Source organism: Polaribacter uvawellassae (genome assembly GCF_039748955.1).
Classification (GTDB): domain Bacteria; phylum Bacteroidota; class Bacteroidia; order Flavobacteriales; family Flavobacteriaceae; genus Polaribacter; species Polaribacter uvawellassae.
Window position 1 is genome coordinate 335,599 of sequence record NZ_JBDIZN010000003.1, and the last position, 12,074, is coordinate 347,672.

Here is a 12,074-nt window from a genome sequence, read left to right on the forward strand (position 1 = left end):
TTTATTGCGTGATATTTCCTGGAGTTCCGTAAAATCCATTTCCGTTGATGTACGGATCTTCATTTGGTGTAATATGATAATGATAAATTCCGTTCGGAAAATCTACCGTTGCACTTATATGACCATGATAAGCATCTAAATCAGAATTGGTAATTGTTTGTCCATTTTCTACAGGTCCATAAACAGGAAATCCGTCAGCCAATAATCCTAAAAAAGCACTATTTCCTAATTGACTCGTTAAATAAGTTGGTTCTATGTGATAATGATATTGCCCAGAATTCTGTGGATGTCCTAAAAATTGATCAAAAGAATTAATCTCATTTGTTAAAGCTTGATTATTTGGTCCTGCGTATTGATTGTAAAAAACAACTCCGTTTACAGAAACTCCAATTGGTCCTAAAGAAGTTGCTTGTTTATTACTCGCTTCCGAAGGATTCAACGGAACTGTAATAGAAATATTTTGCGAACTAATTCTGTTTGGATTTAAATTAAAATTGCTATTTGAACCATTATAACTTTCATACAAAGCATTGTTTGTTGGCCAATATGGGCTTTTATGATTTGGTAAATTTTGTGTTGTAAAAGTTACTGAATTACCGTTTGTAGAAACCGTTAAACCTGTTCCATTAAACTTTGTTAAGATTGGTGTAATATCATATTGAGTAGCTGAAGGATCTGTATCTTCTTCTGTTGAGGAAGAACTACAAGACATCATCCCAAAAACGATAATTAATGATACTGTTTTTAAAATTGAATATTTTTTCATGATTATTGGTTTTACATATATAACAGCTAACTACTAAAACACCCTACAATTATTTTAAAAATCCTTCACTTTTAAGCTTAAAATAGAAATACTTTAACGCATTTTTTTAGTTAATTTTTTTAATAATAAGTATCTTTGTAACATCAAATTATTTACAATGAAACTTGTTTTACTTACCATCGGTTTACTAGGATTGGCTTTTGCAGGAATTGCCATTAAAATTTGGGCAAAAAAAGACGGAAAATTTGCAGGAACTTGCGCTAGTCAGAATCCAATGTTAAACGAATCTGGAGAATCTTGTGGATTTTGTGGTAAAACTCCAGATCAATTTGATACGTGTGCAGAACCTGAACACAAATAATTGATTTTCTTACTATGATTCTTACAGTTATTTTCTACATTTTAGTAGCTACAACTGCAATACAACTAATTTATTTTTTGTGCTTTTCTTCCATCTTATTTTTAAAAGAAAAGGAAAAAACTACGAAACAAATCCCTGTTTCTATACTAATTTGTGCTAAAAACGAAGAACTTAATTTACAAGCGTTTTTACCAAGTATCATCAACCAAAAATATACTGATTTTGAAATTGTTTTAATAAACGATGCTTCTTCTGATAACACATTAGAAGTGATGGAATCTTTTAAAGAGCTACACGAAAACATTAAAATTGTAAACGTAAAAAATAACGAAGCTTTTTGGGGAAATAAAAAATATGCGTTAACACTCGGAATTAAAGTAGCAACAAACGAACATTTATTATTTACCGATGCAGATTGCGAACCAGTTTCTAGATTATGGATTCAATCTATGGTTCAGAATTTTTCTGATAAAAAAACAATTGTATTGGGTTACGGAAAATATAAAGCTAAGAAATCTTTTGTAAACTTATTAGTGCGATTTGAAACATTACTTACTGCAATTCAGTATTTTAGTTACGCAAAATTAGGCTCGCCATACATGGGTGTTGGTAGAAATTTAGCGTATACAAAAAGTGAGTTTTTTAAAACCAAAGGATTTATAAAACACATTCAAGTTAGATCTGGCGACGATGATTTGTTTATTCAAGAAGCAGCAACCAAAACAAATACAGCAATTTGTTTAAACAGAAAAGGTTTTACGGTTTCTAACCCGCCAATAACATTAAACGAATGGTTTCGTCAAAAAAGAAGACATGTTTCTACTTCGTCGTATTATCAATTTAAACACAAAGTGTTTTTAGGATTGTATTTTGCAAGTAAGTTGTTCTTTTATTTTTCTGCTATGCTTCTTTTATTTTTTATGGATTGGCAACTAATTACGCCAATTTTTGGAGTTTATATTATTAGTTTATACATGGTTTTTGGTTTTTCTGCAAAGCGTTTGCAAGAAAAAAAAATAATCTTCTTTCTTCCTTTTTTAGATATTTTTTTACTTCTATTTCAATTTAGTATCTTTATCTCCAATACTTTTTCAAAACCTACGCATTGGAAATAAAAGGCGACGAATTACTACAAACCATACAAAAAGCGAAAGAAGGCAATCAACTTGCTTTTAATACTTTGTTGGATAATTTCTGGAACAGCGTTCATAATTTTCAATTGAAAAGACATCAAAACGAAAATGATGCCGAAGATATTACCATCCAAACTTTTTCTAAAGCTTTTGATAAAATTGACACTTTTGATGAGCAATATCAATTTAAAACATGGCTGATTACCATTTCTAAAAACATTCATATAGATACTTTACGCAAAAAGAAACCTTCCATTTTAGCGGAATCTTACAAAGTAAAAAATGCTGAAATTTATGAGGTTATTGATGACAATCCGACGCCAGAAGACAAAATAATTACAGAGCAAAACTTGGCAAAATTGCTAAAAGACATCAAACAGTTAAAGCCAAAATACCAAGAAGTAATTAACTTGCGTTATTTCCAAGAATTGAGTTATAAAGAAATTTCTGAACAAATTGGCGAACCAATGAATAATGTAAAAGTAAAATTATTACGCGCCAAAAAATTGTTAGCCGAGATTATTAAAAGGTCTTGATATGAAAAAATCATTTCTAAATTCTTTAGGTCCAGGTTTATTATTTGCAGGAGCGGCAATTGGCGTTTCGCATTTAGTACAATCTACCAAAGCTGGAGCAGAATTTGGATTTGGTTTATTATGGGCGTTGTTGTTGGTGCATTTATTCAAATATCCGTTTTTTCAATTTGGACCTCGTTATGCAGCCGCAACCGGAGAATCGTTACTAGATGGATATAAAAAACTAGGAAAACCTGTTTTAATCGCTTATTACATTATCAATTTCGCTACGATGTTTACCATTCAAGCTGCTGTTACTATTGTAACTGCCGGAATTGCTTCTCAGTTATTTGGTTTTACAAATAATTTAGTTTTATGGTCTGTTTCATTAATTCTAATTAGTCTTTTTATTCTAATAATAGGAAAATACAAATTGCTAGATAATTTGATGAAATACATCATCATTTTATTAACTATTAGTACCATAATTGCAGTTGCTATTGCAGTTTTTAGCACTAAAGAAACTTTTAATTTTACTCAGATTTTACCAAGCGGAACTCTAGAAATAACTTTCTTAATTGCTTTTTTAGGTTGGATGCCAGCACCATTAGACATATCTGTTTGGCATTCTTTATGGACTTTAGAAAAAGACAAAACCACACTTTTAAAAACAAAACTAACGCAAGCAATTTTCGATTTTAACGTTGGGTATTTAGGAACGCTTTTTTTAGGTGTTTGTTTTGTAGTTCTTGGAACTTTAGTGATGTTTAATTCAGGAGAAACATTTTCTAATAATGGCGGAGTTTTCGCATCGCAATTGATACATCTTTATACAGAAAATCTAGGAGATTATTCGTATGCTTTAATTGGGGCAGCAGCATTTACAACCATGTTTAGCACCACAATTACAACCTTAGATGCATCGCCAAGAGCCATGACAAAAACAACCGAATTGCTTTTTGATAAAAAAACAAAATTCAATTATTGGTTTTGGATTCTTTTCTTAGCTTTTGGTACGTTTATCATTTTACATTTTTTTATGAGTAATATGGGTTTATTGGTTAAGATTGCAACTATTTTATCCTTTTTAACAGCACCATTTTATGCCATTCTAAATTATATTTTAATCTCAGGAAAACATACTCCAAAAGAACACCGACCAAATCTTTATTTAAAAATTTTAAGTTGGTTCGGAATTGCATTTTTAATTGGGTTTAGTATTTGGTTTTTGATCAATTTTTAATCCTTTTCTTTGTAACTTTGCATCTCAATATTTATTTTTCATGATAAACGAATCAGCAATTATTCCAGAAAAAGTAAAAAAACCAAAATGGTTGCGTGTAAAATTACCTGTTGGTAAAAAATACACAGACCTTAGAACATTGGTTGATAAATATAAACTAAATACTATTTGTACAAGTGGAAGTTGTCCGAACATGGGAGAATGTTGGGGAGAAGGAACTGCTACTTTTATGATTTTAGGAAATATTTGTACACGTTCTTGTGGATTTTGTGGTGTAAAAACCGGAAGACCAGAAACGGTTGAATGGGATGAACCAGAAAAAGTGGCGCGCTCAATTAAATTGATGAGCATAAAACACGCCGTTTTAACTTCTGTTGATAGAGACGATTTAAAAGATGGTGGTTCTATAATTTGGGCAGAAACTGTAAATGCAGTTCGTAGAGCAAATCCAGGTACAACTTTAGAAACATTGATTCCTGATTTTCAAGGAAACGAAAAACAGATTGATAGAATAATTAAAGTTGCGCCAGAAGTCGTTTCTCATAACATGGAAACCGTTAAAAGATTAACTAGAGAAGTTAGAATTCAGGCTAAATACGAAAGAAGCTTAGGTGTTTTAAAATACTTGAAAGAAAACGGTATGCGAACTAAATCTGGAATTATGTTAGGTTTAGGTGAAACAGAAGAAGAAGTAATTCAGACCATGAAAGATTTGCGCAATGTTGGTTTAGATATAATTACCATTGGACAATATTTACAACCAAGTAAAAAACATTTACCAGTAAAAGAATTTATCACTCCAGATCAATTTAAAAAATACGAAACACTAGGATTAGAAATGGGTTTTATGTACGTAGAAAGTGGTGCTTTAGTGCGCTCTTCTTACAAGGCACACAAACACGCAAGCTAAATTTTTAATCACAAAACAAAAATATTTTGTCTGTTCGAGCGGAGTCGAGAACTCCATAAAGATTAATTTTTAATTACATCTCAACTCCGCTCGATGTGACATTTTACAACCTTAGATTACCTCTCTTTTTATTTTGATAATGTTTTATGACTTTCATTAAGTTATTCTCAATCAAATTATCAAAAATTTTAGCTATTTATTAATTAATATGACTCAAATGTTAATAAAATGTAAAAATCATATTTATTTAACTTTTTTTCAAAGAAATATTCATTTTGGCACAAGATTTGCAAAATAGAAAAAATGAAAACAAAGGTGAGAGACTTGTTTTCATTGTGTAAATTATTTGAATTAGTTGATAAAAAAAACCACTTCGCTTGAAGTGGTTTTTTTAGTTTGTATTATATCTTAATTAAATAGCATTGATAATATCGTGCTTCGTAATAATACTATGTTTCCCGTTTTCTAAAGCTACTAAAACTGCTTGATTTTCTTTAGTAATCAACTTAGAAACTTCCACAATTGATGCAGACATTTTTACCACAGGATACTTCGCTCCCATTACTTCTTTAATTGGTTTATCGGCAATGTTTGTGTCTTGCAAATAACTTCTTAATAAATCCGTTTCATCTAAAGAACCTACAAATCCGTTTACATCTTCAACCGGAATTTGAGAAATTTTAAATTCTTTCATGCGTTCAATTGCATGCGAAACCAATTCTTCTGTTTTTACAGCTACTAATGGCTCATTAGCATGATTTTTAATTAAATCGGCAGCCGTTGTAATTTTTTCTTCTAAGAATCCGCGTTCACGCATCCATTCGTCGTTAAACATTTTTCCAACATATCTACTTCCATGATCGTGAAATAAAACAACCACAACATCATCCTTTGTAAAGTGTTCTTTTAACTGTAATAATCCTTTGATGGCAGAACCAGCAGAATTCCCAACAAAAATCCCTTCTTCTTTGGCAATTTTACGTGTATAAACCGCTGCATCTTTATCAGTTACTTTCGTAAATCCATCAATGATAGAAAAGTCAACATTTTTTGGCAAAATATCTTCTCCAATTCCTTCTGTGATGTACGGATAAATTTCATTTTCATCAAAAATACCTGTTTCGTGATATTTTTTAAATACAGATCCGTAGGTATCAACTCCCCAAATTTTAATATTTGGATTCTTTTCTTTTAAATATTTTCCTATTCCAGAAACAGTTCCTCCTGTTCCTACTCCAACAACAAAATGAGTAATTTTACCGTCTGTTTGTTCCCAAATTTCTGGTCCAGTTTGCTCATAATGCGCCAAAGCGTTACTAGGATTGTCATATTGATTTACATACCAAGAGTTTGGTGTTTCTTCTCCCAATCGTTTAGAAACTGAATAATAAGAACGTGGATCGTCTGGTTCTACGTTTGTTGGACATACAACTACTTCTGCACCAACTGCACGTAAAATATCCATTTTCTCTTTAGATTGTTTGTCAGAAATCACAAAAATACATTTGTAGCCTTTTATAATTGCAGCCAAAGCCAATCCCATTCCTGTATTTCCAGAAGTTCCTTCAATGATTGTTCCGCCAGGTTTTAACCTTCCATCTGCTTCTGCATCTTCAACCATTTTTAAAGCCATTCTATCTTTTACAGAATTTCCTGGATTAAAGGTTTCTACTTTAGCCAACACCAAAGCATCAACTTCTTTTGTTACAGAATTTAATTGTACTAAAGGAGTATCACCAATAGTTTCTAATATATTTTTTGCGTATTTCATTGTCAAGTTTTAAAGTACAAATTTATGCAAATTTAATTGACTTTACTGGATTGATTTTAGTTATGATAACTGATGGAATAATCAACATTAAAAAACACAAGATTAAGGTTCCAATATTTAATATTAATATAGAAAAGATGTTAATTGTAACTGGAACTGTAGAAACATAATACGTTGTTGGATCTAGTGTAATAAATCCAAATTGTTGTTGTAAAACTAAGAAAGTTATTCCTATTAAATTCCCCCAAAACAAGCCTTTCAAAATCAAATAACTGGCGTTGTATAAAAAGATTTTACGAATGCTCCAATTATCACTTCCTAATGCTTTTAAAATTCCGACCATTTGCACACGTTCTAAAATCAAAACCAACAAAGCAGTAATCATATTAATGCTGGCAACTAAAATCATAATTCCGATAATAAACCACACATTATTATCAAACAATTCTATCCATTCAAAAATAAATTGATAATTATCTTCAATAGTGTTGCTGTTTAAAGTGGATCCAATTGCCGCATATACTTCGTCTCCTTTTAGTTTGATATCGTCAAAATTGTCAATTAATACTTCAAAACCACCAATTTGATTTTCGTCCCATTTATTTAAACGTTGAATTTCTTTAATATCACCAATCATCATGTTTTTATCAAACTGATTAAAACCAGTATCGTAAATTCCGACTATGACCAATTTATATCTACTTGGTAATTTATTTTTGGTTGATTTTAAAAAAAACACATTGATGGTGTCATTCAATTTTAAGTTTAATCTATTAACCAATGTTTTAGATAATAAAACGTCTCTAACTCTTTGCTGATTAAAATTTGGCAACTTTCCTTCAACCAAATATTCTGTAAAGAAAGACCAATCATAATCTGTAGAAACTCCTTTAAAAACAACACCTTCAAAATCGGTTGCAGTTCTTATCAATCCTGCTTTATTTGCGAAAATTTGTACGTTTTTAATGCCTTCAATATTTTGGAATTCTGGGTAAAAATCTTGGTTTTTATCAATCGGAGTTATAGAAACTTCTGAGTTATTGTCATCATAATTTGTAATTTGAATATGACCTTTAAAACCAGAAATTTTATCTCTAATTTTATGTTGCATTCCGCTTCCTGTTGCAATAGAAATCATCATAATAATAATTCCTAATGCAATTGCAGTGATCGCAATTTTTATTATTGGAGATGAAATGCTATTTTTATACTCTTTACCAGCAATAATACGTTTGGCAATAAATAACTCGTAATTCAATTTTATGATTCCATTAGTTCGTTTCAAAAGTACATATTTAATCTTATTTTTAGGCATTTGTTTTCCCTTGACTTCTTGTGCGCAAGAATCAACAGAGATTAAAGTTGCCGCTGAGCAAACAGAATTGTATTTAAATTTATTAAAAGGAAAAAATATTGCTGTTGTAGCCAATCAAACATCCGTTATTGGGAAAAAAGAAAAGAGAAAAGAGAAAAGAGAGTTTGTACATTTAGTTGATAGTTTACTTTCTTTAAACATCAACATCAAAAAAGTATTTGCTCCAGAACACGGTTTTAGAGGAAAAGCTGACGCTGGCGAACTTATAAAAGACGGATTTGACACAAAAACTGGTTTACCAATTTTATCTTTGCATGGGAAAAGCAAAAAACCTTCCGCAGAACAATTAAAGGGAATTGATGTAATTATTTTTGATATTCAAGATGTTGGCGCACGTTTTTACACCTATATTTCTTCGCTACATTATGTGATGGAAGCTGCTGCAGAATCTGGAATTCCTGTTATAGTTTTAGACAGACCAAATCCGAACGGACATTATGTTGATGGACCCATTTTGGAAATGAAACATAGTAGTTTTGTTGGTAAACATCCTGTTCCTGTTGTTTATGGAATGACCATTGGAGAATACGGTCAAATGATAAACGGAGAAAAATGGTTAAAAAATGGAATTCAATGTGATTTAACTGTAATTCCGTTAAAAAATTATACACATAATTCAGAATACAGTTTAACAATAAGACCTTCACCTAATTTACCAAATGACAAATCTATAAACTTGTATCCGAGTTTAGGTTTTTTTGAAGGAACAATAATTAATGCTGGTAGAGGAACTGAATTTCAGTTTCAAAGATATGGAGCATCCTTTTTTCCAAAAAGCACTTTTAGTTATACTCCAAAACCAAATTTTGGTTCTAAATATCCAAAGCAAGAAGGCAAACTTTGTTATGGTGTTGATTTAAGCAATACTAAAAAATTAAGTTCTTTAAACTTAGAATGGTTGATTGATGCCTACCAAAAAACTCCAAAAACAGAAAAATTCTTTGGCAAAACCTTTACAATTCATGCAGGAAACACAAAATTGCAACAACAAATTGAACAAGGTGTAACCGCTAAAGAAATTAGAAAAACTTGGCAAAAAGGATTGTCAGATTTCAAAAAAATAAGATCTAACTATTTAATTTACAATTAACATGAAAAAAATAAATCTTTTAATATTCGGAATCCTATTCATTATTAGCTCTTGTAATACTGCGCAAAATCCGCATCAAGAAAAAATAAACGCAGCAAAAGAAGTTGCTGAGAAATTTTTAAAATCAGAACAAATTCCTGGAATGTCAATCTCTGTTTCTCAAAAAGGAAAAATGATTTGGTCAGAAGGTTTTGGGTTTGCTGATGTTGCTTCAAAAAAGAAAGTAAACGCAAGTACCACACAATTTAGAGTTGCAAGTATTTCTAAAACATTAACTGCATTGGCAATGGCAAAATTGGTTGATGATAATAAGTTAGATTTTGATGCTAGTTTGTATACGTATGTTCCAGATTTCCCAAAAAAGAAATACGATTTTACAGTAAGACAAATTGGTGGTCATATTGCGGGAATTAGACATTATAATGGAAATGAATTTCTATTAAATAAAAAAATGTCTATTGTAGAAGGTTTAGATATTTTTAAAAATGATTCTTTAGAATTTGAACCTGGAACAAACTATAAATACAGTACGTATGGTTGGAATTTATTAAGTGTAGTTGTTCAAAATGCTGCTGAAGAAGATTATAATGAATACATGAAAAAAGTTGTTTTTTCTCCTTTACAAATGAAAAACACCTCATTAGGTTATTCTGATAAAGAAATGCCAAACAGAACGTTGTTTTACGTAAAAGAAAACGGAGAAATAAAAATTGGCGCAACTGTAAGCAACGAATTTAAAGCCGCTGGTGGCGGCTTTGTTTCTACTTCAGAAGATTTAATTTTATTCGGAAATGAAATTTTAAATCCGAAAACGGTTTCTAAAACATCAATTGCAGAATTGGTAAAACCACAGCAAACTACAGCAGGAAAAAATACTAAATACGGAATCGGAGTTGGCGTAGCAAACGTAAAAAATAACACGTTACGATATAGTCATTCTGGTGGCGGAATGGGCGCAACTGCCTATTTATTAATGTATCCAGAAAAAGAGTTGGTAATTTCTATTTTAACCAATTTATCTAGTGTAAATATTAGAAAAATAGTAGGTGAATTAGAAGACGTTTTTATTGAGTAAAAATTACATATTCGTTGGTTTTCGATATCCTTGAAAAGGTTGTTTTAATAATTCCATTAAAGATGAATTTGATTTCTCATCCGGGAAAGTATCAACTCCGTACACAATTTTTTCGCGATCTAAATACATGTAAGTTCCAAAAACTCTATCCCAAATAGAAAAAATATTTCCGTAATTAGAATCGGTGTACGGCAACATATTATGATGATGGATTTTATGCATATCTGGAGAAATAATAAAATAACTCAATATTTTATCTACCTTTTTATTCATTTTAATATTTGCGTGTGTAAACTGTGTAAAAATTAACGACATCGATTGGTAAATCATAACAATTGCAATTGGAGCACCAACTACAAAAACACCAAATAACGTAAACGCAAAACGAATCATACTTTCTAACGGATGATGCCTGTTTGCTGTAGTTGTATCTACTTTATGATCTGTATGATGCACCAAATGAATCATCCATAAAGGTTTTATTTTATGTTCAACAAAATGTGCCAAATACGCTCCGAAAAAATCCAATAATAAAACCCCTAAAACCACATACAACCATAATGGCATTGCTGGTAACCAATTGATAATTCCGAAATTATTGGTCTGCACCCAATCTGCAGATTGCAACAGCAAAAAAGCCAGTGAAAAATTAATTAAAATGGTTGTTGCAGTAAAAAATAAATTAGGAAAAGCATGTTTCCATTTTTTATAATTGAATCTAAAAAGTGGCAATGCACCTTCTAAAACCCAAAAAAAAGTGATTCCGCCAACAAGTAGTAAACTTCTATGTAAAGACGGAATTGTATCGAAGTAATTTATGATTGTTTCCAAAGAATTATATTTTTTCTAAAAATAAGAAAATTAAATAACACTTTATCTAACATAAATTGATGTTAAATTTTAAGTTTTTTTTTATTAAGTTTATGAAACATTTTGTATGTTTACTGAAATACTTGTGAAATTTAACTAACTAGGTTGATTTTAAACTACAAAAAACTAGATTTGCGTAATCTAAGTTAAAGTAGATTTAAGTAACAATAAAATTCAAGAAAACAATGAGCACGGTGATAGAAAGAGCTATAAAATTTAAAGAAACAAGCTTAAAAGCATTAACTACAAATCAAAGAATAATTATTTCAAGAGAAGCAAAAGAATTAATATTAGGGTTAAATGAAATCTACAAAGAAGAAAAGGACCCAGCTATTATGGACCTTATGAAAGAATTAACTTTAATAAAACAGAAAGTAGAAAAGCGTTTAAAAGGAAAACCTACAAGTTCTTAAATATTATAAATTAACTTCTTCTTTTTTTAACTTTAGACACCAAAGGCAAACGCTTCTTTAATGCTTCTACTATGTTATAAGCAGCAGGACAAATTTCGGTATTGCTTAGTGTTAAATCTGTAAGTTGAATAAACTTTTTTCTGTTTGTATGCGGATATTCTGAACAGGCTTTTGGACGCACATCATATATAAAACACGTATTATCGTTTTCATCAAAAAACGTACATGGCGCAGATTTTAAAACCATAAAATCATCTTCGTCTCTTTCTAAATATTGACTTTCAAAATTTGCGACTTTCATTTTTAAATGCTTAGCTATGCGCTCCACATCTTTCTCTGTAAAAATTGGGCTCGTTGTTTTACAACAATTTCCGCATGATAAACAATCCGTTTTTTCAAATTCAGCATCATGCAATTCTTGCATTACATAATCTAAATTTTTAGGAGTTCTTTTTTTAAGGTTTAAAAAATATTTTTTACTCTCTTTTTTTGCTTCTTCTGCTAATTTTAGCAGTTCTTCTAAACGTTGATTCATGTCTTTCATACAAGTAC

Annotated in this window: 13 protein-coding genes; 8 read left to right on the plus strand and 5 right to left on the minus strand. The window is 30.5% G+C overall.

Features of this window, described 5'->3' with window-relative positions:
• Position 1 precedes the first annotated feature (1 nt).
• Positions 2-766, minus strand: coding sequence for a YHYH protein (locus ABDX67_RS08710; protein ID WP_347174627.1), 765 nt, complete (start codon positions 764-766; stop codon positions 2-4).
• A gap of 157 nt (positions 767-923) precedes the next feature.
• Here ABDX67_RS08710 and ABDX67_RS08715 point away from each other — a divergent pair, with 157 nt between their 5' ends.
• Genes ABDX67_RS08715 through lipA form a run of 5 tightly spaced genes read left to right on the plus strand, consistent with a single transcriptional unit; the run spans position 924 to position 4,928 of the window.
• The gene (locus tag ABDX67_RS08715; protein WP_347174628.1) at positions 924-1,127 is read left to right on the plus strand and encodes a membrane or secreted protein; all 204 of its coding nucleotides are present in this window, start codon (positions 924-926) and stop codon (positions 1,125-1,127) included.
• Positions 1,128-1,141: 14 nt separating this feature from the next.
• Positions 1,142-2,242, plus strand: coding sequence for a glycosyltransferase (locus tag ABDX67_RS08720; RefSeq protein ID WP_347174629.1), 1,101 nt, complete (start codon positions 1,142-1,144; stop codon positions 2,240-2,242).
• Positions 2,233-2,796 carry an RNA polymerase sigma factor gene (locus ABDX67_RS08725; protein WP_347174630.1) on the plus strand — a complete coding sequence of 188 codons (564 nt, stop codon included), beginning with the start codon at positions 2,233-2,235 and terminating at the stop codon, positions 2,794-2,796. Before ABDX67_RS08720 ends, ABDX67_RS08725 begins: the two co-directional genes overlap by 10 nt.
• 1 nt (position 2,797) lies before the next feature.
• Positions 2,798-4,018: an Nramp family divalent metal transporter gene (locus ABDX67_RS08730; RefSeq protein ID WP_347174631.1), complete on the plus strand. Its 1,221-nt coding sequence runs from the start codon at positions 2,798-2,800 to the stop codon at positions 4,016-4,018.
• Positions 4,019-4,058: 40 nt separating this feature from the next.
• A complete protein-coding gene (lipA, locus tag ABDX67_RS08735; RefSeq protein ID WP_347174632.1) occupies positions 4,059-4,928 on the plus strand; it encodes a lipoyl synthase in 870 nt (289 codons plus the stop codon).
• 412 nt (positions 4,929-5,340) lie between these two features.
• Here lipA and ABDX67_RS08740 read toward each other — a convergent pair whose 3' ends face one another.
• Positions 5,341-6,699, minus strand: coding sequence for a pyridoxal-phosphate dependent enzyme (locus ABDX67_RS08740; RefSeq protein WP_347174633.1), 1,359 nt, complete (start codon positions 6,697-6,699; stop codon positions 5,341-5,343).
• A gap of 22 nt (positions 6,700-6,721) precedes the next feature.
• Complete coding sequence (locus tag ABDX67_RS08745; RefSeq protein ID WP_347174875.1) at positions 6,722-7,957, minus strand: ABC transporter permease; 1,236 nt, start codon at positions 7,955-7,957, stop codon at positions 6,722-6,724.
• Between the two features lie 4 nt (positions 7,958-7,961).
• Between ABDX67_RS08745 and ABDX67_RS08750 the strand changes: the two genes are divergently transcribed.
• Positions 7,962-9,164, plus strand: a complete 1,203-nt coding sequence (locus tag ABDX67_RS08750) for an exo-beta-N-acetylmuramidase NamZ family protein (RefSeq protein ID WP_347174634.1) — start codon at positions 7,962-7,964, stop codon at positions 9,162-9,164.
• A gap of 1 nt (position 9,165) precedes the next feature.
• The gene (locus ABDX67_RS08755; protein ID WP_347174635.1) at positions 9,166-10,239 is read left to right on the plus strand and encodes a serine hydrolase domain-containing protein; all 1,074 of its coding nucleotides are present in this window, start codon (positions 9,166-9,168) and stop codon (positions 10,237-10,239) included.
• A 3-nt stretch (positions 10,240-10,242) separates the two neighbouring features.
• Here the strand turns inward: ABDX67_RS08755 and ABDX67_RS08760 are convergent, their stop codons facing one another.
• Positions 10,243-11,070 carry a sterol desaturase family protein gene (locus ABDX67_RS08760; protein ID WP_347174636.1) on the minus strand — a complete coding sequence of 276 codons (828 nt, stop codon included), beginning with the start codon at positions 11,068-11,070 and terminating at the stop codon, positions 10,243-10,245.
• Between the two features lie 224 nt (positions 11,071-11,294).
• Between ABDX67_RS08760 and ABDX67_RS08765 the strand changes: the two genes are divergently transcribed.
• On the plus strand, positions 11,295-11,522 hold the full coding sequence (locus ABDX67_RS08765; RefSeq protein WP_347174637.1) for a hypothetical protein: 228 nt from the start codon (positions 11,295-11,297) through the stop codon (positions 11,520-11,522).
• Between the two features lie 10 nt (positions 11,523-11,532).
• Here ABDX67_RS08765 and ABDX67_RS08770 read toward each other — a convergent pair whose 3' ends face one another.
• On the minus strand, positions 11,533-12,057 hold the full coding sequence (locus ABDX67_RS08770; protein ID WP_347174638.1) for a YkgJ family cysteine cluster protein: 525 nt from the start codon (positions 12,055-12,057) through the stop codon (positions 11,533-11,535).
• Positions 12,058-12,074: the final 17 nt, after the last annotated feature.

Coding starts and splice junctions, on each gene's coding strand:
- lipA (WP_347174632.1), top strand. CDS start 4,059: ATGATAAACGAATCAGCAATTATTCCAGAAAAAGTAAAAAAACCAAAA.
- ABDX67_RS08720 (WP_347174629.1), top strand. CDS start 1,142: ATGATTCTTACAGTTATTTTCTACATTTTAGTAGCTACAACTGCAATA.
- ABDX67_RS08755 (WP_347174635.1), top strand. CDS start 9,166: ATGAAAAAAATAAATCTTTTAATATTCGGAATCCTATTCATTATTAGC.
- ABDX67_RS08750 (WP_347174634.1), top strand. CDS start 7,962: ATGATTCCATTAGTTCGTTTCAAAAGTACATATTTAATCTTATTTTTA.
- ABDX67_RS08710 (WP_347174627.1), bottom strand. CDS start 766: ATGAAAAAATATTCAATTTTAAAAACAGTATCATTAATTATCGTTTTT.
- ABDX67_RS08740 (WP_347174633.1), bottom strand. CDS start 6,699: ATGAAATACGCAAAAAATATATTAGAAACTATTGGTGATACTCCTTTA.
- ABDX67_RS08765 (WP_347174637.1), top strand. CDS start 11,295: ATGAGCACGGTGATAGAAAGAGCTATAAAATTTAAAGAAACAAGCTTA.
- ABDX67_RS08715 (WP_347174628.1), top strand. CDS start 924: ATGAAACTTGTTTTACTTACCATCGGTTTACTAGGATTGGCTTTTGCA.
- ABDX67_RS08770 (WP_347174638.1), bottom strand. CDS start 12,057: ATGAATCAACGTTTAGAAGAACTGCTAAAATTAGCAGAAGAAGCAAAA.
- ABDX67_RS08730 (WP_347174631.1), top strand. CDS start 2,798: ATGAAAAAATCATTTCTAAATTCTTTAGGTCCAGGTTTATTATTTGCA.